Here is a 20,468-nt window from a genome sequence, read left to right on the forward strand (position 1 = left end):
GGTGTGCGGGGAACTGGCGTGGCCACGGCGGGAGTTCAGATCTTCTGTCCGTCGCCGCCGGTGCCCGAGGCCACCTTGATGTTCGAGGTGATCTCGTCGATCACGGACTGATTCTGGCCCACGTCGACACCGAAGCGGACCACGACGATCTGGCCGGTACTGGCCGGCGAGGGGAACGCGAGCGACTCGACATAGCCGTCGGCGCCCTTGCTGGTGACCGCCTTCCAGCGGACCAGATAGCCCTTCTGCCCGGCCACGGTCACTGCCTTGGAGGCGAGGACCTGGTGGGAGGTGATGCTGCCGTAGGTCGTACCGCCGTAGGACTCCTTCGCGTTGGCGGCGATGTCGGCCTTGGCGACCGCCTCCGCCGTGCTGCCCTTCGTGCCCAGGACCACCGCGGGCGAGGAGTACGCCCCGCCGTTGGTGCAGGTCTGGGAGGTGTTGCCGGGGCACTTGTACGAGGTGTTCGACGTGACCTGCGCGCCGATCTGGATGACCTGGCCGTACCAGTCGGTCGGCACGGTGAAGCTGATGCCGTCGAGGGAGTCGACCACGGTGCCGCCGGCCTTCACCTTCGGCTCCGCCGACTGGCTGGGAGCGGGCGTCGCACCGCCCGCGCCACCGGAACCACCCGTCCCGCCGGACCCGCCGAAGGGATCGCTCTGGCCGCCGGTCCCGCCGGTCCCGCCGGAACCGCCCGTGCCGCCCTGCCCCTCGGGGCCGCCCTGGCCGCCGATGCCGCCCTGTCCGTTCGGCGCCTGCTGCGGGTTGGCCTGGGTGCCGTTCCCGCTGCCGTCGCCGGACAGTGCGTAGGCGCCGACACCGATGGCCGTGAGCACCGCCACGGCCACCGCCACGGCTATGCCCGTGCGCAGATTGCGGCGCGGCGCGGCCGGGGGCGCGGCGGGGTACGCCGGGTACGCCCCGCCGTACGGCGGCTCCGTCGGGGGACCCCATTCGGCACCCGACCCGGCGGGGCGGGTGCGGTCCGTCCATGCCTTGCCGTCCCACCAGCGCTCGGCGGCGGGACCGTCATTCGTCTGCCCGGGATCGGGGTACCACCCGGGGGGAGTCACCTGCGTCATGCCCCTACCGTATGAGGCGTCGGTGAAAGGGGGATGAGAGGATCCGGCCCGAATCGATGCGCAACGGTGCGCCGAGGGTTTCTGCGCCCGCTTCTCAGCCCAGAACCAGCCGTACGGGACTGTGCTCGGCGGCCGGTGGCAGCCCCGGCCCGCGCCGCCCCGGCGTCACCGACCCGAGCACGCTCGGATGCCGGGCGCCCGTGCTCGCCTGGACCGTTCCAGGAAGGCCGTGGGCCGTCAGGAAGCCGAGGACGGCGAAGGCGTAGGCCTCCTTCGCGGCGGACGGGAGGCCCAGTTCGTCGGAGGTGCGCAGGGGGACGCCCGGCAGTTCGGCGGCCAGCAGGGACATCAGGACCGGGTTGCGGGTGCCGCCGCCCGAGGCGATGACCTCCGTCGCGGCGACCGACCGGACCGCGTCCGCGACCGTGCGGGCCGTGAGGAGCGTGAGCGTCGCGATGACGTCCTCGGCGGGCAGCGTGCCGAGACCGGCGAGCGCGTCCTGGAGATAGCCGAGGTGGAACAGCTCCTTGCCGGTGGTCTTCGGCGCGGGGAGCGTGTAGTACGGCTCGCTCGACAGCCGTTCCAGCAACGGCTCGTGGACCGTTCCACGGGCCGCGAGGGCGCCCTCCGCGTCGTAGGCGAGCCGGCCGCCGCTGAAGCCCCGCGCGGCCGCGTCGATCAGCGCGCAGGCCGGTCCCGTGTCGAAGGCCGTGCCGTCGGGGGCGGTGAGGTTGGCGATGCCGCCGAGGTTGAGCGCGACCGGGGTGCCCGGGCGGCCGCGCAGCCACAGCAGGTCGACGAGGCTGACGAGGGGTGCGCCCTGGCCTCCGGCGGCGATGTCGCGTGGCCGGAAATCGGCGACCACGGGCAGCCCGGTCGCCTCCGCGATCCAGGCGGGCTGCCCCAGTTGCAGCGTGCCGCGCACCGCGCCGCCCTCCACCCAGTGGTAGGCGGTCTGCCCGTGCGAGGCGACCAACTCGGCCCGCCCGCCGCACAGTTCGGCGTTCGCCCGGACGGCCGCCGCGGCGAAGACCTGCCCGATCAGCGTGTCCAAGCGGCACACCTCGGCGAGGGTGGTGGCGGCCGGTGGCAGCGCCGCCGCGAGCGCTTCCCGCAGTTCCTCGTCGTAGGGCTCGCTCACCATCCCGAGCGGTTCCAGTACGACGCTGTCACCGACGAGGCTCAGGTCGGCCGCCGCCGCGTCGATCGCGTCGTACGACGTCCCGGACATCAGCCCGATCACCCGCATCCGCATCCTCCCGACTCACCTCTCCCGCAGGGTTCTTGGTGACAGCGAGCGCGAGCACGCTCACCGCGCAGGCCGCCGCGGCGTAGTACGCGGGGATGTCCACGTTCCCGGTCCGCCGCACGCTCTCCGTGATGATGAGCCCGGCACACCCCGAGAACACGGCATTGGACAGGGCGTAGGCGAGTCCCAGACCGGTGTGGCGCACGCTCGTCGGGAACATCTCCGAGAGCATCGCCGGACCCGGCCCCGCCATCAGCCCCACCACCGCACCCGCCCCGAACACCCACGCACCCTTCACCGTGTTCGAAGTCCCGTCATCCTGAAGGAGATTGAGCAGCGGCACGGACAAGGCCGCCACCAGCGCGGCCCCCGCCAGCATCACCGGCCGCCGCCCCACCCGGTCGCTCAGCAGCCCCGCCGGAAGGATGGTCACCGCGAAACCGACGTTGGCCAACACCGTGGCCAGCAGCGCCTGTTGGAAGCTCGCGTCCAGCGTGCTCTGCAGATACGACGGCAGCACCACGAGGAAGGTGTAACCGGCCGCCGCCCACCCCATCACCCGCGCGGCGCCCAGCGCGATCGCGACACGCACCTCACGCGCGGGCGGCACCTCCCGTACCGCGCCGGCCCGGAACGACGGCGTCTCCTCCAGCCGCAGCCGGAGCCACAGCGCGCCGAGCCCCATCGGCAGCGTCAGCAGGAACGCCAACCGCCAGCCCCAGTCGCCCAGTTGACCGGGGTCGAGCATCGTCGCCAGCAGCGCCGCGACCCCCGCCCCGCCCAACAGCCCGAGCGCCACGGTGAACGACTGCCACGCTCCGTACAGCCCACGCCGGCCCGGCGGCGCGAACTCCGTCAGCACCGACACCGCGCCCCCGAACTCCCCGCCCGCGGACAGTCCCTGAAGGACCCTCAGAAACGTGAGCAGCCACGGCGCGAGGGCACCGGCCGTCGCGTACGTCGGCAGCACACCGATCAACGCCGTGGCGCCCGTCATCAGCGCGATCACCAGGATCAGCACCGGCCGCCGCCCCACCCGGTCACCGAGCCGGCCGAACAGGGCGGCGCCGACCGGCCGGAAGAAGAACGCCAGCGCGAACGAGGCGTACGTCCGCACCAGCCCCTCGGCCGCACCCGCGCCCTCCGGGGTGAAGAACCGCGCCGCGATCACCGTCGCGAAATAGCCGTAGACACCGAACTCGTACCACTCGATGAAGTTCCCCACCGACCCGGCGACCAGAGCGCGTACGGCGGGCTTGTCCGGGACGGGCCGGGGATGATCGGAAAACACCTTCATTTCAGCGCCTCTTGACCGTTCGTCACCTACATGAGTCCTGCTGCTGAGCCGCCGTCACCCGATGCGGCAACAGCTCCCCGGACCGGCCTCCACTTCGGCATCCGGACGGCTACGCTCAAGGGCTGTACGTCGTTCGGGCTACTGGGGAGGTATCGGGATGACGGAGGAACGGCCTCCGGAGGCCGCCTCGGCCTCTCTGTGGGAGCGCGACGAGGAAGTCGCCGGTGTGGTGGAGGCGATCGACCGGCTGCGTGCCGACGAGTCGTCCTCCGGCAGCCTGCTGATGGTCCGCGGCGAGGCCGGGTTCGGCAAGACCGCGCTCCTGGCCGAGACCCGCCGTATCGCCGAGGCACGCGGCTGCGCGGTCTGGCAGGCCCGCGGCGGCGAGACCCTCAGGTCCGTCCCCTTCAACGTCGTACGGCAGTTGCTGCAGCCCGCCCTGATCTCGCTGATGCCCGAGGAGATCCGCGAGTACCTCGGCGACTGGTACGACATCGCGGGCCCCGCCCTCGGCGTCACCGAACCCGGCGAGCGGCAGCCCGACCCGCAGGGCGTCTGCGACGGACTGGTCGCCGCGGTGCGCCGGCTCGCCAAGCGCGTCTGGCCACTGGTCCTGATCGTCGACGACGCCCACTGGGCCGACCAGGAGACCCTGCGCTGGCTCGCCGCGTTCGCCGAACGCCTCGACGACCTGTCCGTCCTGCTCGTGGTCGCCCGCAGGCCCGGCGAGGTCAGCGGCGAGAGCGCCCGCTACCTGGACGCGATCGCCGCCGCGGCCGGACCCCCGGCCACCGTCCTGGAATCCCTCACCCCGAGGGCCACCGCGGGCCTCACCCGCGCCACCCTCGGCCCGCACGCCGACGGCGCGTTCTGCCGCGAGGTGTGGGCGGTCACCGACGGCAACCCGTACGAGACCGTCGAACTCCTCGCCAAGGTGCAGGACAGCGGCCTCGAACCCGTCGAGGACGCGGCCACCGAACTGCGCGAGCTCAACCGCTCCGCACGCGGCGGCGGACTCGTCGCCCGCCTGGACGACCTGGGTTTCGAGGCCACCCGGTTCGCCTGGGCCGCCGCCATCCTCGGCACCGGCATCTCCGTGAACCTGGTCGCCAAGCTCGCCACCATGAGCCGCGAGGAGGCGGGCTGCTGCGCCGAACTGCTCCGCACCGCCCGTATCCTCACCGCACCCGACCCCGTCGCGTCCCAAGCCGGCGCCGGGGAGCTGGAGTTCGTCCACCCGCTGATCGCCAGCGCCGTCTACGACTCCATCCCGGGCGGCGTCCGTACGGCCATGCACGGCATCGCCGCCCAGGTCGTCACCGACTCCGGACTCGGCGCCGCCTCCGCGTCACGGCACCTCCTCAAGGTGCACCCGGACGACGACCAGGAACTCGTCGAGCAGCTGCGCGAGGCAGCCCGCGAACACCTCTCCATCGGCGCCCCCGACGCAGCTCGCCGCTGTCTGGAGCGCGCCCTCCTGGAGCCGCCGCTCGCCGAGACCCACGCGCACGTGCTCTTCGAACTGGGCTGCGCCACCCTGCTCACCGCGCCCGCCACCACCATCGGCCACCTCCAGACCGCCCTCGGCATGCCAGGCCTCGACGGCCACGCACGCGTGGACGCCGTTTTCCGGCTCTCCCAGGCCCTCCTCCACAACAACCAGCTGGAGGAGGCCGTCCGCACCGTCGAGGCGGAGGCCGCCCGGTACGAACCGGGCGCCGCCCGGATGCGGCTCCAGGCCGTGCAGTTCATGTGGGAGGGCATCCACGCGGGCGAGGGCATCTCCCCGGGACGCTCCGAGCGGCTCGCCGCACTCGCCGGCACCTGCACCGGCCGGGACAACTCCGAGCGGGCCCTGCTGATCCTGCGCGGCTTCGACGCCATGACCCACGGGGAGAACGCCGAGGAGGTCGTCGAGGTCTGCGACCGCGCCCTCGTCAACGGACGGCTCGCCCCCGGACTCGGCTGGACCGACACCGAGTGGGGCATCGAGATCCTCATGATGCTCGCCAGCGCGTACGCCTACACCGACCGCCTGGACCGCGCGGAGAGCCTGTACAACGAAGCCCTGCGCGCGTACGTCTCCGCGGGCTGGAGCGGCGGCCACCTCTCGCTGGCGCACGCCTACATCGGCCTCGGCCACCGCAGGCGCGGCCGTCTCCGTGACGCCGAGATCTCGCTGCGCGAGTCCCTGCGCCTCGCCGAGCGCGTCGGCCGCGGACTGCCCCTGTACTGGTCGGCCACCTGCAACCTGGTCGACACGCTGCTGGCCCGCGGCCATGTCGAGGAGGCCTGGGCGACCGCCGAACAGTACGGCTTCGCGCCGCCGTACCCGTCCACCATCGTGCTGCCCGATCCGCGCTGCGTGCGCGGCCGGCTCCTGCTCGCCGTCGGCCGCACGAAGGACGGCATCAACGAACTGGAACAGGCCGCGAAGGCGGCGACCGTACGCGGCCATCACAACCCGGTCCTCGTCCCCTGGGCCGTCGACCTCGCCCGCGCGCTCGCCGTCGAGGACCCGACCCGCGCGGCCCAGCTCGCCTCCGACGCGCGCCGCCAGGCCGAACACTTCGGCACGGACACGGCGATCGGCGAGGCCCTCCGCTGTGCCGCGTCGCTGGAAACGGGGCAGCGGGCGGTGCGCCTCGCGGCGCAGGCCGTTGCTTACCTGGAGTCCTCGCCGTGCCAGTACGAGCATGCGGCGGCGCGGGTCGAGTACGGGATCGCTGCGAGGTCCGTGGCGGAGATCAACAGGGGTCTGACGCTTGCGCGTTCGTGTGGGGCGGACGGGTTGGTGGCGCAGGCGCGGGAGGTGTTGGAGACGGGGAGGGGGTTGCGGTGAGTCGTTTTTTGGCCGCGGGCCGGTGGGGGCTGGTCGCGCAGTTCCCCGCGCCCCTGAAGACTTGGACTGGCCTGTGCTTTCAAGGGCGCGCAGCTCCGACCGCCCTAAAGACACGGGCGGGCCTGCTTTTTTAAGGGGCGCGGGGAACTGCGCGACCAGCCACGACGTAGCCGCAGACGACGCACAACAGGCAGCCCCACCCCTTTAGTCGGCCTCCTCGGCCAGCACCCGCTGCGCCACAGCGAACGCCGAGTTGGCCGCGGGCACCCCGCAATACACCGCACTCTGCAACAGCACCGCCCCGATCTCCTCCGGCGTGAGCCCATTACGCCGAGCCGCCCGCACATGCATCGCCAACTCGTCGTAGTGCCCATGTGCAATCAACGCGGTGAGTGTGATCATGCTCCGCTCGCGCCGCGTCAGTGTTGGATCGGTCCAGATCTCCCCCCACGCGTACCGGGAGATGAAGTCCTGGAACCGGGCGGTGAAGGGCGTCTGCCGAGCCTGCGCCCGGTCCACGTGGGTGTCACCGAGCACCTCACGCCGAACCTCCATCCCACGCTTGGCACCGCCACCCAGGTGCGCGCGCAGCGCCGTGAGAACCGCCTCCGGACACTGCGCGGGGGCGAGATGCGCGGCACCCGGGATCTCCACGAGCGCCGAACCCGCCACCGCGTCCGCGATCTCCCGCAGATGCGCCGGCGGGGTCGCCGGATCCTCACGACCGGCGATCACCAACGTCCGCGCGCTGATCTCGGGAAGCCGCTCGCGCAGGTCGAACGCGGCCAGCGCGTCACAGCACGCGGCGTACGCGGCCGGGTCGACGGCGCCCTGGTCGGCCACCAGCCCCGGGACGGTGAACCCGGGTGTGAACCAACGGGAGTTGGCGCTCTCCACCAGCCAGCCAAGCCCCTCGCTCCGTACCCGCGCGGCCCGTTCCTCCCACGGCTTCGACCCGTTGAAGTGCGCCGAGGAACAGATCACGGCGAGCGAAGCGACCCGCTCGGGGTGATGTACGGCCAGGTGCAGACCGACCGCGCCCCCCAACGACACACCCGCGTAAGCGAATTGCTCGATCCCGAGCGAGTCGGCCAGCGCCAGCACCAGATCCGCGAGGTCTCCTACGGTCGCCCCGGGACCGATCAACCCGGGCGCCGAACCACCATGCCCGGGCAGGTTCCAGCGGATCACCCGGTGGGTGACGGACAGTTCGGGCGCGACCTTGTCCCAGAGGGCGTACGACGTGCCCAGCGAGGGCCCCAGCAGCAGCGGGGGCGCGGAATCGGAGCCCTCGGCACGGAAGTTGAGGAGTTTCTCGGTCAACGTCGCTCCAAGGCGCGGTCGGTGAGGGCTCCGGCGGAACCCGTGTAACGGGCTGGGTCGGTGAGTGCGGAGAGGTCGAGATCCTTCAACTCGGGCTCCTCGGCGAGAAGTTCGGTCAGCGGACGGCCCTCGGCGTACGTCCGCCGGGCCACCTCCGTGAGCAGCTCCTTCGCCCGGGTCCGGCCCAGCCGCGGCGCCAGTTCGGCCGACAGCCGCTCGGAGACGATCAACCCATGGGTGAGATCCAGGTGTTCACGCATCACGCCGGGGTGCACCCGCAGCCCCTCGGCCAGTTCGGCGGCATCACGCGCCGCCCCGCCGACCAGCCGCAGCAGGTCCCGCAACGGTTCCCACTCGGCGTGCCAGGCCCCGGCAGGCCGCTCGTCCTCGGCGACCAACGAGCCGTAGAGGACGGCCGCGAGCTGCGGTGCCCGGCGCGCGGCGGCGGCGATCAGCGTGGACCGTACGGGATTCGCCTTGTGCGGCATGGCCGACGAACCTCCGCCGCTGCCCTCGGAGACCTCGGCGATCTCCGTACGGCACAGGACGAGGACATCGGCGACGACCTTGCCCAGCGCCCCCGCCGCGAAGGCCAGACACCCGGCGAGGTCGGCGATCGGCGTCCGGAGTGTGTGCCAGGGCAACAGCGGTGCCGTCAGGCCGAGTTCGCGGGCGTAGGCATCCGGGAGTGCCAGTGCGTCCTCGGCGCCGTACGCCGTGAAGGCGGCCAACGTGCCCGCCGCGCCGCCGAGTTGGACGGGCAGCCCGGATCGAACTGCACGCACCCTGTCCCGCGCGTCGAGTACCAGCGACCGCCATCCGGCCGCCTTCAGCCCGAACGTCGTCGGTACGGCGTGCTGGGTGAGCGTCCTGCCCGGCATCGCGGTGTCGCGGTGGGCGGCGGCCAGCCCCGACAGCGCACGCTCTGTGCGCGCCAGGTCGCCGAGGACCAGGTCCAGGGTGCGGGACGCGACCAGCATCGTCGCTGTGTCCATGATGTCCTGGCTGGTCGCACCCCGGTGGACGTACGGGCCGTACTCCCCGCCGACCGCTTTCGTCAGGTCCGCGACCAGTGGGATCACCGGGTTTCCGCCGGACCTGGACCGGTCCACGAGGGAGCGTACCTCGAAGCGGTCGGCGTCGGCCGCGGTCGTCACCGCCGTCGCCGCCTCGGCGGGGGCGAGACCCAGGGCGGCCTGGGCGCGGGTGAGGGCGGACTCCGCGTCGAGCAGGGCCCGTAGATACGCGGTGTCGCTCGTCGCGGACGCGGCGGGGGAGCCGGTCCACCCGGGGGCGAGCAGGCCGGTGTCCGACGGGTCGGCAGGTGTCACTGGAACTCCAGGAAGACCGTTTCGCCTTCGCCCTGAAGGCGGATGTCGAAACGGTATGTGCCCTTGCCGTCGTCCTGGGCGATCAGCGTGCCGCGCCGCGCCGGGTCCAGCCCGGACAGCAGCGGGTCAGCGGCGAGCGCGGCCTCGTCGCCCGGCAGGTAGATACGGGTGAAGAGGTGCACCAGCAGTCCGCGCGCGAAGACGCACGCGCTCAGGTAGGGGGCGTTCCTGCCGCGAGCGCCAGGCCGTAGCGTCCGTGCGTACCAATGGCCGTTGGCGTCCGTCTGGATGCGGCCCCAGCCGGTGAACTCCACGCCGTTGCGGCCGAGATAGCCGCCGCTGGCCGGGTCGCGCCGGATCGAGCCGTCGGTCGTGGAGAGGTTGCCCTCGGGGTCGGGGCCCCAGAGTTCCACGAAGGCGTCGGGCAGCGGGTTGCCCTCGCCGTCGTAGATGTAGCCCTGGACGGTGATCGTGTCCGGGTGTCCGACGGGCGCGATGTCGCCGCCGCCGGGGAACGGGAGCGCGTAGCCGTAGAAGGGGCCGACCGTGTGCGACGGGGTCGGTAGGACGGACTCCGGGCGGCTCGTGTCGATCTTCGTCATGGCGGGTCAGCGTCCTTCTTCGATCCAGGTGGCGTGCGGGCCGTCGAGCACGATGTCCCAGTGGTAGCCCATCGAGAACTCGGGCACCGACAGGCTGTGGTCGTACGTCGCGACGAGGCGCTGGCGGGCCGCGTCGTCCGTCACCGACTGGATGATCGGGTCGTACGGGAACAGCGGGTCGCTCGGGAAGTACATCTGCGTCACGAGCCGTTGGGTGAACGCCGTGCCGAACATCGAGAAGTGGATGTGCGCCGGGCGCCAGGCGTTGACGTGGTTGCGCCAGGGGTAGGGGCCCGGCTGGACGGTCGTGAAGCGGTAGTTGCCCTCGTTGTCGGTCAACGTCCGCCCGAAACCGGTGAAGTTGGGGTCCAGCGGGGCGTCGTGCTGCTCGCGCTGGTGGGCGTAGCGGCCGGCCGAGTTCGCCTGCCAGATCTCGACCAGCTGGCCGCCGATCGGCCGCCCGGACCGGTCCAACAGCCGCCCGGAGACGGTGATCCGCTCACCGATCGGTTCGCCGTTGTGCTGCCGCGTCAGGTCGTTGTCGATCTCCGTGATGTCCCGCTCGCCGAACGCGGGGGAGGCCAGTTCAACCAGCTCCGGGTCCTTCGAGACGTCGATGGTGACCGGCGGCTGTTTCGGATGGCGGAGCAGCGAGGAGCGGTACGGGGCGTAGTCGCGGCGCGGGTGGTGCTCGACCGGCGCGCCGTCGGCGACCCGCTTCTCGTACGTCGCGTGCTCGGCCGCTATTTCGAGGTCGATGTCGTGCTGGGTGAGAGCCATGGGGGTTCCTGCCGTTCGAGTTCCTGCCGTTCGGGTTCCTAGCGTTCGAGGACTAGGGCCAGGCCCTGGCCCACGCCGATGCAGAGGGTGGCGACGCCAACTCCCGTGCCCTTGCGGGCGAGTTGGTGCGCGACGGTGCCCGCGAGCCGGGCACCGGAGGCGCCGAGCGGGTGGCCCAGGGCGATGGCACCGCCCTGTGGGTTCAGGATCGCCGGGTCGAACTCGGGCCACTCGGCGACACATCCGAGCACCTGCGCGGCGAAGGCCTCGTTCAGTTCGAGGACTGACAGGTCGTCAAATCCCTTGCCCGCCTTGGCGAGTGCGCGGTTGACCGCCTCGACGGGCGCGAGTCCGAAGTACTGCGGGTCGATCGCCGAGACACCGGTGGCTGTCACGCGGGCGAGGGGCTGGCGGCCGGTCGCCTTGAGCCCTTCCTCGTCCACCAGCAACAGGGCGGCGGCGCCGTCGTTGAGCGGCGACGCGTTGCCCGCGGTCACCGTTCCGTTCTCCGTGCGGAAGGACGGCTTGAGCTTGGCCATCGCGGCGAGGGAGGCGTCCGCGCGTACGGACTCGTCGGCGGCGAAGAGGACCGGGTCGCCCTTGCGCTGCGGGATGGCGACGGGGGCGATCTCGCCGTCGAAGAGGCCTGCGGCCTGCGCGTTTGCCGCCTTCCGGTGACTCGCGAGCGCGAACTCGTCCTGCTGCTCGCGGCCGATCTTGTGCTTGTCGGCGATCAGCTCAGCGCTCTCGCCGAGCGGGATGGTCCACTCCGGGTTCATGGCCGGGTTGACCATGCGCCAGCCGAGCGTGGTCGAGTACAACTCGGTGTGCCCGGCGGGGAAAGGGCGGTCCGACTTCGGCAGCACGTACGGCGCCCGGGTCATCGACTCCACCCCGCCCGCCACGGCGATGGAGGCGTCCCCGACCGCGATCGCGCGAGCCGCCTGGATGACCGCTTCGAGGCCGGAGGCGCAGAGCCGGTTGACCGTGACGCCCGGCACGGAGGTGGGCAGGCCCGCGAGGAGGCCGGCCATGCGGGCGACGTTGCGGTTCTCCTCGCCGGCACCGTTGGCGTTGCCGAAGAAGACGTCGTCGATGCGGGACCGGTCCAAGTCGGGCGTGCGGGCGAGGAGTTCCCGGAGGGCGTGGGCCGCGAGGTCGTCGGGGCGGACCGAGGCGAGCCCTCCGCTGTACCTGCCGATGGGGGTGCGGACGGCGTCGACGATGTAAACCGGGTTCACAGCAGGCCTTCCGTGACGGTGAGTTTCGCGTCGGTCCTGGCGACGATCTCCTCGACACTCACACCGGGCGCGGTCTCGATCAGCACGAGACCGTCGGGCGACACGTCGATCACGCCGAGATCGGTGATGACCCGGTTCACACACGCCTTGCCTGTGAGCGGCAGCGCGCACTCGGTGAGGATCTTCGGGGAGCCGTCCTTGGCCACATGGGTCATCACGACGATGACCGTGCGGGCGCCGTGCACGAGGTCCATCGCCCCGCCGATCCCGGTGATCATCTTCCCGGGGATCGCCCAGTTCGCCAGGTCACCGCCCGCCGACACCTGCATGGCGCCCAGGACGGCGACGTCGATGTGGCCGCCCCGGATCATCCCGAAGGAGAGCGCGGAGTCGAAGAAGGAGGCGCCCGGCAGGACCGTCACGGTCTCCTTGCCGGCGTTGATCAGATCCGGGTCGACCTGGTCCTCGGTCGGGTAGGGGCCGGTGCCGAGGATGCCGTTCTCGGATTCGAGGATCACCTCGACGCCCGGCGGGAGGTAGTTCGGGATCAGGGTCGGCAGGCCGATGCCGAGATTGACGTACTGCCCGTCCTGGAGTTCGCGGGCCGTGCGGGCCGCCATCTCCTCGCGTGTCCAGGCCATCAGCTGCTCACCGTCCGCTGCTCGATCCGCTTGTCGGCGGCCTGCTCGGGGGTGAGGGCCACCACCCGCTGCACGAAGATCCCGGGCAGATGCACCGCGTCCGGGTCGATCTCGCCGGGTTCGACCAGCTCCTCCACCTCGGCGATCGTCACCTTGCCCGCCATCGCCGCGAGGGGGTTGAAGTTCCGGGTGGACTTGTTGAAGACGAGGTTGCCGTGCCGGTCGCCCTTCGCGGCGCGGACCAGGGCGAAGTCGGTGCGGATGCCGCGCTCCAGGACGTACTCGGTGCCGTCGAACTCCCGCACCTCCTTCGCCGGGGAGGCGAGCGTGACGCCGCCCGAGCCGTCGTAGCGCCAGGGCAGTCCGCCCTCGGCGACCTGGGTGCCGACACCGGCCGGGGTGTAGAAGGCGGGGATGCCCGCGCCGCCGGCGCGCAGTCGCTCCGCGAGGGTGCCCTGGGGGATCATCTCGACCTCCAGCTCACCGGCGAGGTACTGGCGGGCGAACTCCTTGTTCGCGCCGATGTAGGAGCCGGTCACCCGTGCGATCCGCCCGGCGGAGAGGAGGACGGCGAGGCCGGACTCCATCGCCCCGCAGTTGTTGGAGACCACGCCCAGGCCGGTCGTACCGCGCTCGTAGAGGGCCTGGATCAGTACGTTCGGCACACCGCTCAGCCCGAAGCCGCCGACCGCGAGCGTCGCTCCGTCCGGCACATCGGCCACGGCCTCGTCGGCCGTGGCGACCACCTTGTCCATCCGTGAAGCTCCGTCCCGTTCGAGCGCCCGGTGAGCAGATCCTCAGGGCACTGAGCATTTCGGTGAAGTTTCCTTCACGCTGCCACTGTGGGGGCTCGCCGTCAAGACCTGGGAGAAGTGCCGGGTCAGGACCGTGTGCGAGGCTGGACTCGCCCCCGGGGCCTCCGGGTATCGTTCAGTGCACGGATGAATATGACGTCGGGAGGGCACATGGCCGCGGTGGACCTCACCACCCACCCCGGGCACCTCGCCCGGCGACTCCAGCAGGCGCACTATCTGCTGTGGAACACCATGGTCTCCGAGGAGATCACCTCCCCGCAGTTCGCGGTGCTCAACGCGCTCGCCGACGAGCCGGGGCTCGACCAGCGCACGGCGGGGGAGCGGGTGGGTTTGGACCGGTCCACCATCGCGGAGGTGATCAGTCGGCTGATCAGGCGCGGGTTGCTGGACAAGGTGCGGGATGCGCGGGACGGGCGGCGGTTTCTGCTGCGGCTCACCGATGACGGGGTGCGGGTCCATCGCAAGCTGGTTGTGCGGACGGCTCGGATGAACCAGGTGTTTCTGGCGCCGCTCTCCGCAGAGGAGCAGGGGGTCTTCTTTGACCTCATCCAGCGGGTGTCGGATGCGGCGGAGGGGCTCCGGAATCCTGGGGAGCCCCTCGTCGTACAACGGTAGGTAGGCCGTCTTTTACGCTGCGGTCCGTGGGGGCTGGTCGCGCAGTTCCCCGCGCCCCTAAAAAGGGGCGCGCTTTGGCCGGCCCTGTTCAGGACTTCGCGAACACCACCCACACCTGGCCCTTCGCGAAGTTCATCGGTGTTCCGTCCGAGGTCGTGAACTGCGTTCCGTCCGTGGCCTTTTGGCGCTTCCAGTCGACGCTGTACGTGCGGCCGTCCCGCAGGACGTCCGCCTTTCCGGAGCCGACGGTCTCCGTGTACGGCGTGTTGTTGCCGAGGACGTCGTGGTACTTGGACTTGCGGATCTTCACGTACTGCACGACGACCGTCGCCGGAGCCAGCCGCTTGCCGTCGGTCAGGACGGTGGGCGTGCCGTCCTCGCTGATCTGCCAGCGGTGCTTGCTCCCGGACCAGGTGAAGGTGAAGCGGGCCGCCGGGTAGCGCACGGTGCGGGAGGCGGTGGGCCTGCCGCCCGCAGGGGCCGAGCCGTAGCGGAAGCCGGTGGTCAGGGCCGCCGCGCCCGGGGCGGAGGAGAGCAGCTTGTTCGGGTGGAGGTAGAGGTTGTGCGGGGCGGATTTGTCGACGCCCCGGTAGTAGGCGTTGGCCACCTCGTCGGGTGACGCCGATCGCAGCGGGGCCTTGGCGATCAGCGGCAGGAGCTTGTGCTGCGCGCCGGAGAAGGCGAGCGTCGGGTCGTCGAACTGGCGAAGCAGCTCCAGGTCGGACACGCGGGCGCTGCGCACCGGCCCGACGGACTTGGGCAGCTTGGTGGCGAACACCGCCATCAGCCGGCTCAGCCCGCCCTCGACCTGCTCCGCGTACACGATGTCCGCCGAGTCCAGACCGGTCTGGGGGCGGGCCGCGGGCACGTTGTCGATCTTCACCGCGAGCAGGGGGCCGGTGGCGGGCGCGACCGTGCCGCCGGTGCTCGGGCTCTGGGCCGGGGTCTGTGTCGGGGGCCGGGTCTGTCCGCGTCCGTCGTCGACGGGGCTGCCGTGATGTGCCGTGCAGCCCACCGCCAGGGAGGCTGTCATCGTGGCGGCCAGCAGCGCCGCTCTTCTCGCGCCGCGCCGCTCAGGCGTCCTTCGTCCCATGCCCACCGTTGCCACCAAGTCTGTGTTTTCGATTGTGCGCTTATAAGTTCATTGGTGGCCATACCCGCTCGGTTGTGATTGTGCGCGTTGATTGAGCCGATCGGCTCACTGGAAAATGTGGAGGGGGTCAGTCCGGAGGGTTCCGGGCGTCCCGGGAATCCCGCGACTTCTACGGACCGAGGATCTCCGCGAGGTCGTAGCTGACCGGCTCCTCCAACTGCGCGTACGTGCAGCTCTCGGGCGTGCGGTCGGGGCGCCAGCGGCGGAAACGCGCCGTGTGCCGGAAGCGCGCGCCGTTCTCCATGTGGTCGTACGCCACCTCGGCCACCCGTTCCGGCCGGAGCGGTACCCAGGAGAGGTCCTTCTTGCCGGACCAGCGGCTCGGGGCGCCCGGCAGCCGGGCCGACTCGTGCGCGGCCTCCTCCGACCAGGCCGCCCACGGATGCCCGGCCGGGTCGTCCATGCGCAGGGGCGCGAGTTCCTCGATGAGCTCGGCGCGCCGCTTCATGGTGAAGGCGGCGGACACGCCCACGTGCTGCAGGGTGCCCTGGCCGTCGTAGAGGCCGAGAAGGAGTGAGCCCACGACGGGGCCGCTCTTGTGGAGGCGGTAGCCCGCGACGACGGCGTCCGCGGTCCGCTCGTGCTTGATCTTGAACATGGCGCGTTCGTCCGGGCGGTAGCGCAGGTCCAGCGGCTTGGCGACGACACCGTCGAGTCCGGCGCCCTCGTACTGCTCGAACCACCGCTGAGCCACGTCGATATCGGTGGTCGCGGGGGCGAGGTGCACGGGTGCGGTCGCTTCGGACAGTGCCCGTTCGAGGAGCGCCCGGCGGTCGCCGAGCGGGACGTCCAGCAGTGACTCGTCGGCCAGGGCCAGCAGGTCGAAGGCGACGAAGGAGGCCGGGGTCCGCTCGGCCAGCGTCCGCACCCGCGACTCGGCCGGGTGGATGCGCTCGCTCAGTGCGTCGAAGTCCAGCCGGCCGTCCCGTGCGATCACGATCTCCCCGTCCAGGACACAGCGCTCAGGCACCCGCTCCTTCAGCGCCTCGAACAGTTCGGGAAAGTACCTGGTCAGCGGCTTTCCGGTACGGCTGCCCAGCTCGATCTCTCCGCCGTCACGGAACACGATCGCCCGGAAGCCGTCCCACTTCGCCTCGTAGTGCATGCCCGGCGGAATCCTCGCCACCGACTTGGCGAGCATGGGCTTCACGGGTGGCATCACCGGCAGATCCATGGTTCCGATTCTGCGCTCGTGCGGCGCTCGCCGCCCGGTGTGCGATGTCCCTGCGCCGGGCCTACGGTGGCTCGCATGGGCGAAGCGGTGGAACTGGAGGCGGGCGGCCGGACCGTACGGCTGTCCAGCCCGGGCAAGATCTTCTTCCCGGAGCGCGGCTTCACCAAGCTGGACCTCGCCCGGTACTACATCGCGGTCGGCCCCGGAATCCTCCGCGCCCTGCGCGACCGCCCCACCACCCTGGAGCGCTACCCGGACGGGGTCGAGGGCGAGAACTTCTTCCAGAAGCGGGCGCCCAAGAACATGCCCGACTGGATCCCGACCGCCCACATCACCTTCCCCAGCGGACGCAGCGCCGACGAGATGTGCCCCACCGAGGAAGCCGCCGTCCTGTGGGCCGCCCAGTACGGCACGCTCACCTTCCACCCCTGGCCGGTCCGCCGCGCCGACGTCGACAGCCCCGACGAACTCCGCATCGACCTCGACCCGCAGCCCGGCACGGACTACGACGACGCGGTCCGAGCCGCCCATGAACTCCGCGCCGTACTCGACGAGTTCGGGGGTCTGCGGGGCTTCCCCAAGACCTCCGGCGGACGCGGCCTGCACGTCTTCGTGCCGATCGAACCGCGCTGGACCTTCACCCAGGTCCGCCGCGCGGCCATCGCGGTCGGCCGGGAGCTGGCCCGCCGGATGCCGGACCAGGTGACCATCAAGTGGTGGAAGGAGGAGCGCGGCGAGCGCATCTTCGTCGACTACAACCAGACCGCCCGCGACCGCACCATCGCCTCCGCCTATTCCGTACGGCCCCGCCCGCACGCCCCGGTCTCGGCCCCGCTCCTCTGGGACGAGGTCGGCACCGCGCACCCCCGGGACTTCGACCTCGCGACCATGCCGGCCCGTTTCGCCGAACTCGGCGACGTGCACGCCGACATGGACGACCACCGCTACTCCCTGGACGCCCTCCTCGAACTCGCCCGCCGCGACGAACACGACCACGGGCTGGGGGATCTGCCGTATCCGCCGGAGTATCCGAAGATGCCGGGAGAGCCGAAGCGGGTGCAGCCGAGCAGGGCGAAGAAGGCCTCAACTGCCCCGGATCCAGGCCCAGATGCCGCTGCCGGCTCCGCCGGGTACCCCGCCGCCGACTCGGGCACCGACTCCGCTTCCGACGGATCATGAACGCATGACTCGCCTGCTGACCCGGAGCGATCTGGGCGCCCTGCTGGAACCCTCGGCCTGCCTCGCCGCGCTGCGGGCCGGCTTCCTCGCCGTAGGGGCCCCGGTGGCGATCCCGGGCCAACGGGTGCGCACCGACCTGCCGTTCCCCGGGACGGCCACCGCCCTGATGCCCGGACTGCTCCCCGGCATCGAGGCCTACACCGTGAAGGTCAACGCCAAGTTCCCCGACGCGCGGCCCGCGTTGAGAGGCGTGCTCTGCCTGCACAGCGGCGTGGACGGGGAGTTGCTCGCGCTGCTGGACTCGGCGACGGTGACCGCGTGGCGTACGGGGCTGGCGGCCGCCCTGGGCACGGATGCCCTCGCGGGGTCGGCGGAGGGTGCGGTGGTGGGGGTCGTCGGTGCGGGCGCGCAGGCCGAGTTGATGGTGCGGGGGCTGAGCGCGTTGCGGTCGTACGGCGAACTGGTCGTCCACGACACGGACTTGGAGCGCGCGGCGGAATTCGCCGTACGACACGGCGGCCGGGTCCTGGGCTCCCCGAAGGAGATCGCCGCGGCCGCCGACATCGTCCTGCTGGCGACCTGGTCCCGCACCCCGCTGCTGTTCCTCGCGGACACCCGGGAGGGACAGCACCTCACCAGCCTGGGCGCCGACGAGCCGGGCAAGCGGGAACTCGCCGCCGACCTGCTGGACGCGGCGCTGGTCGTCGTCGACGACCGCCAACTGGTCGAGTCCGTGGGCGCGTTGACCCCGACGGACATCGACACCACGCTCGGCGACGTCCTGCGCGGCGACCACCCGGGGCGGACCGATGCCGGTGCGCGTTCTGTCTACGCGCCGGTCGGGCTGCCGTGGCAGGACCTGGCGCTGGCGTGGCTGGCGTATGAGCGGGCGGAGCGGGACGGGGTCGGGCGGCGGGTGGATCTGCTGGGGTGAGGGGAGGACCGGTCGAGGTCGACGAGGGTGCGCTCGGCAGGGGGAGCGGTATGGGGAGCGCGTATTGGGAGCGCTCTCACCATCGGGTTCCGCCGCGGCTATCCTGATCCGCATCATCGAGGAGGGGTCCACACGTGACCGAGACAGCACCGCGCCCCACGCTGGAGGCCGTGGCCGCGCGGGCGGGGGTGTCGCGGGCCACCGTCTCCCGGGTGGTCAACGGCGGGGACGGGGTGCGGGAATCGCTCGTCGAACGGGTCCGGCAGGCGGTGGACGAACTCGGGTACGTCCCCAACCAGGCCGCCCGGAGCCTGGTGACGAAGCGGCACGACGCCATCGCCGTGGTGATCGCCGAACCGGAGACCCGTGTCTTCGCGGACCCCTTCTTCGCCATGCAACTCCGGGGTATCAGCAAGGAGTTGACGGCCCACGACTCCCAACTCGTGCTGCTCCTCACGGAAGGCCGCGACGACCACGCCCGTGTCGGCCGGTATCTCGCCGGTGGCCATGTCGACGGCGCGCTCGTCTTCTCCCTGCACCTCGACGACCCGCTGCCCGGACTGATCCAACGGGCCGGTGTCCCGACCGTGTTCGGCGGCCGGCCCGGCTGGAGCGAGGGGACCCGCGCGTCCGGACCCACGGTGTACGTCGACTGCGACAACCGGGGCGGTGCCCGTGAGGCCGTACGGCACCTCGTCGGGCTCGGCCGCACCCGGATCGCGCACATCACCGGCGCGCTCGACCAGACCTCCGCGGTGGACCGGCTCGACGGGTTCCGGGACGTCATGGTCGACGTCGATCCGCGGCTGATCGTGGAGAGCGACTTCACCCCGGGCGGCGGTGAGCGCGCGATGCGGGAGCTCCTCGACAACTGCCCCGACGTGGACGCCGTGTTCGCCGCCAACGACCTCACCGCGTACGGCGCCATGAAGGTGCTGCGCGAGGAGGGGCTGCGGGTGCCCGAGGACGTGGCGGTGATCGGCTTCGACGACATGCTGCCGGTCGCCGAACAGACCGAACCACCACTCACGACGGTCCGCCAGGACATCGAGGAGATGGGCCGCTTGATGGCCCGCCTGCTGCTGCGCGGCCTCGACCGCCGGGGCGTCCGCGACGGCATCGGAGGCGCGCCGTCCAGCGTGATCCTGCCGACCACACTGGTCCACCGCGCCTCCGCGTGAGCGGTGCCCGGGCGTGAGCCGTGCCGGGCCCGTACGTCCGTGTGGGACCGGCCTGTTGGCCGCTGACTCGCCGGCCGGCCGGCCCGCTGACTCGGGGCCGTCAGTCCTGCGGAGCCTCGCTCTTGATGACGGCGAAGCGGGCGCCGTGCGGATCGGTGAGCTGGGCCATGCGGCCGACGCCCTCCATGCTGGTGGCCGGCATGGTGACCTTGCCGCCCGTCTCCAGCGCCTTGGCCACGGTCGCGTCCACGTCGGCGACCTCGAAGTACGCCAGCCAGTACGCCCCCGAGGCCGCGCCGGTCGGGTCGAAGTCGAGCGGGACGACCCCGCCGAACATCGCGTCCTCACCGGCACCGGACGCGTTGAGGCAGGTGTAGTCGCCGCCCGGCATGGGCGCGGCGGAGGTCTCCAGACCGAGTGAGGCGTCGTAGAACGCGGCCGCCGCGGCGACATCGGGTGTGTACAGCTCGACCCAGGTCAGCGAACCGGGGTCGCCCACGACGTCGACACCCTTCATCTGACCCGGCTGCCAGATGCCGAACGCCGCGCCCGCCGGGTCCCTGAGGATCGCCATGTGGCCCTGGCCCAACACGTCCATCGGCTGGAACAGGACCGCGCCGTGCGCCTGCTCCACCGCCTTGGCCGTGGCCTCCGCGTCCGCGCTCTGGAAGTACACGGTCCAGGCGGACGCGTCGTGCTCGGCGGGCAGGGGCATGCCGCCGGCGACCGTCCTGCCGTCGAGCTGGAAGAAGCCGTAGCCGCCGGCCTCGGGTCCCGCCGACTGGAACCGCCAGCCGAAGAGACCGCCGTAGAAGGAGATGGCGCTGTCGATGTCGGGGGAGCCGACGTCCAGCCAGTTGGGAGCGCCGTTGACGAAACGGGTGGTGAGCATCATTGCCCTCCTCGTTGAAGGGGCCCGTTCTCTGCACCGCCGAGTCTTGCACCGCCCACTGACAATCGCTGCCGCACAACGGCAGCGGTTCGCGGATACGGCGTTGGTTACCCTCGGTGACCGCTGAAGTTCTC

Annotated in this window: 18 protein-coding genes; 5 read left to right on the forward strand and 13 right to left on the reverse strand. The window is 71.6% G+C overall.

Translation table 11 applies throughout. From position 1 onward, the window contains the following. Positions 1 to 35: 35 nt before the first annotated feature. From OO69_RS18070 to OO69_RS18080, 3 genes are all read right to left on the reverse strand, one after another. Positions 36 to 1,085, reverse strand: a complete 1,050-nt coding sequence (locus OO69_RS18070) for a DUF2510 domain-containing protein (protein ID WP_033281697.1) — start codon at positions 1,083 to 1,085, stop codon at positions 36 to 38. Between the two features lie 94 nt (positions 1,086 to 1,179). After that, positions 1,180 to 2,334, reverse strand: a complete 1,155-nt coding sequence (locus tag OO69_RS18075; RefSeq protein ID WP_033281698.1) for an anhydro-N-acetylmuramic acid kinase — start codon at positions 2,332 to 2,334, stop codon at positions 1,180 to 1,182. Continuing rightward, a complete protein-coding gene (locus OO69_RS18080) occupies positions 2,255 to 3,631 on the reverse strand; it encodes an MFS transporter (protein ID WP_033281699.1) in 1,377 nt (458 codons plus the stop codon). Before OO69_RS18080 ends, OO69_RS18075 begins: the two co-directional genes overlap by 80 nt. 157 nt (positions 3,632 to 3,788) lie before the next feature. On the opposite strand from OO69_RS18080, the gene OO69_RS18085 reads away from it, so the two are divergent. Continuing rightward, positions 3,789 to 6,473 (forward strand): ATP-binding protein, encoded by a 2,685-nt coding sequence (locus OO69_RS18085; RefSeq protein ID WP_033281700.1) that lies wholly within the window; start codon positions 3,789 to 3,791, stop codon positions 6,471 to 6,473. 204 nt (positions 6,474 to 6,677) lie between these two features. Here the strand turns inward: OO69_RS18085 and pcaD are convergent, their stop codons facing one another. From pcaD to OO69_RS18120, 7 genes are read right to left on the reverse strand one after another with little or no spacing between them, the layout of a single operon-like run. Further along, a complete protein-coding gene (gene pcaD / locus OO69_RS18090; protein WP_033281701.1) occupies positions 6,678 to 7,796 on the reverse strand; it encodes a 3-oxoadipate enol-lactonase in 1,119 nt (372 codons plus the stop codon). Next, positions 7,793 to 9,127, reverse strand: a complete 1,335-nt coding sequence (gene pcaB, locus OO69_RS18095; RefSeq protein WP_033281702.1) for a 3-carboxy-cis,cis-muconate cycloisomerase — start codon at positions 9,125 to 9,127, stop codon at positions 7,793 to 7,795. The genes pcaD and pcaB overlap by 4 nt, the downstream gene beginning before the upstream one ends. Continuing rightward, positions 9,124 to 9,729, reverse strand: a complete 606-nt coding sequence (pcaG, locus tag OO69_RS18100; RefSeq protein WP_033281703.1) for a protocatechuate 3,4-dioxygenase subunit alpha — start codon at positions 9,727 to 9,729, stop codon at positions 9,124 to 9,126. The genes pcaB and pcaG overlap by 4 nt, the downstream gene beginning before the upstream one ends. 6 nt (positions 9,730 to 9,735) lie before the next feature. Beyond that, a complete protein-coding gene (gene pcaH, locus OO69_RS18105) occupies positions 9,736 to 10,509 on the reverse strand; it encodes a protocatechuate 3,4-dioxygenase subunit beta (RefSeq protein WP_033281704.1) in 774 nt (257 codons plus the stop codon). A gap of 38 nt (positions 10,510 to 10,547) precedes the next feature. Beyond that, positions 10,548 to 11,750 carry a thiolase family protein gene (locus tag OO69_RS18110; protein WP_033281705.1) on the reverse strand — a complete coding sequence of 401 codons (1,203 nt, stop codon included), beginning with the start codon at positions 11,748 to 11,750 and terminating at the stop codon, positions 10,548 to 10,550. Beyond that, complete coding sequence (locus OO69_RS18115; protein WP_033281706.1) at positions 11,747 to 12,391, reverse strand: CoA transferase subunit B; 645 nt, start codon at positions 12,389 to 12,391, stop codon at positions 11,747 to 11,749. The genes OO69_RS18110 and OO69_RS18115 overlap by 4 nt, the downstream gene beginning before the upstream one ends. Continuing rightward, positions 12,391 to 13,146 carry a CoA transferase subunit A gene (locus tag OO69_RS18120; protein ID WP_033281707.1) on the reverse strand — a complete coding sequence of 252 codons (756 nt, stop codon included), beginning with the start codon at positions 13,144 to 13,146 and terminating at the stop codon, positions 12,391 to 12,393. The genes OO69_RS18115 and OO69_RS18120 overlap by 1 nt, the downstream gene beginning before the upstream one ends. Before the next feature lie 210 nt (positions 13,147 to 13,356). On the opposite strand from OO69_RS18120, the gene OO69_RS18125 reads away from it, so the two are divergent. Further along, complete coding sequence (locus tag OO69_RS18125) at positions 13,357 to 13,821, forward strand: MarR family winged helix-turn-helix transcriptional regulator (RefSeq protein WP_033281708.1); 465 nt, start codon at positions 13,357 to 13,359, stop codon at positions 13,819 to 13,821. Between the two features lie 88 nt (positions 13,822 to 13,909). On the opposite strand, the gene OO69_RS18130 is transcribed toward OO69_RS18125, so the two are convergent. Further along, complete coding sequence (locus OO69_RS18130; protein ID WP_033281795.1) at positions 13,910 to 14,914, reverse strand: DUF3048 domain-containing protein; 1,005 nt, start codon at positions 14,912 to 14,914, stop codon at positions 13,910 to 13,912. Positions 14,915 to 15,083: 169 nt separating this feature from the next. After that, positions 15,084 to 16,148: an ATP-dependent DNA ligase gene (locus OO69_RS18135; RefSeq protein ID WP_033281709.1), complete on the reverse strand. Its 1,065-nt coding sequence runs from the start codon at positions 16,146 to 16,148 to the stop codon at positions 15,084 to 15,086. Positions 16,149 to 16,223: 75 nt separating this feature from the next. Between OO69_RS18135 and ligD the strand changes: the two genes are divergently transcribed. The 3 genes from ligD to OO69_RS18150 all read left to right on the forward strand — a co-directional run bounded on the left by ligD (position 16,224) and on the right by OO69_RS18150 (position 19,442). Beyond that, the gene (ligD, locus tag OO69_RS18140; protein ID WP_051801089.1) at positions 16,224 to 17,327 is read left to right on the forward strand and encodes a non-homologous end-joining DNA ligase; all 1,104 of its coding nucleotides are present in this window, start codon (positions 16,224 to 16,226) and stop codon (positions 17,325 to 17,327) included. A 4-nt stretch (positions 17,328 to 17,331) separates the two neighbouring features. Then, the gene (locus OO69_RS18145; RefSeq protein WP_033281710.1) at positions 17,332 to 18,261 is read left to right on the forward strand and encodes an ornithine cyclodeaminase family protein; all 930 of its coding nucleotides are present in this window, start codon (positions 17,332 to 17,334) and stop codon (positions 18,259 to 18,261) included. Positions 18,262 to 18,395: 134 nt separating this feature from the next. Beyond that, positions 18,396 to 19,442 carry a LacI family DNA-binding transcriptional regulator gene (locus OO69_RS18150; RefSeq protein WP_033281711.1) on the forward strand — a complete coding sequence of 349 codons (1,047 nt, stop codon included), beginning with the start codon at positions 18,396 to 18,398 and terminating at the stop codon, positions 19,440 to 19,442. Positions 19,443 to 19,542: 100 nt separating this feature from the next. On the opposite strand, the gene OO69_RS18155 is transcribed toward OO69_RS18150, so the two are convergent. Continuing rightward, entirely contained in the window at positions 19,543 to 20,334 is a 792-nt protein-coding gene (locus tag OO69_RS18155; RefSeq protein ID WP_033281797.1) for a VOC family protein, read from the reverse strand. Positions 20,335 to 20,468 lie beyond the last annotated feature (134 nt).

The sequence above is a fragment of the Streptomyces sp. NRRL F-525 genome, assembly GCF_000716605.1.
GTDB lineage: Bacteria > Actinomycetota > Actinomycetes > Streptomycetales > Streptomycetaceae > Streptomyces.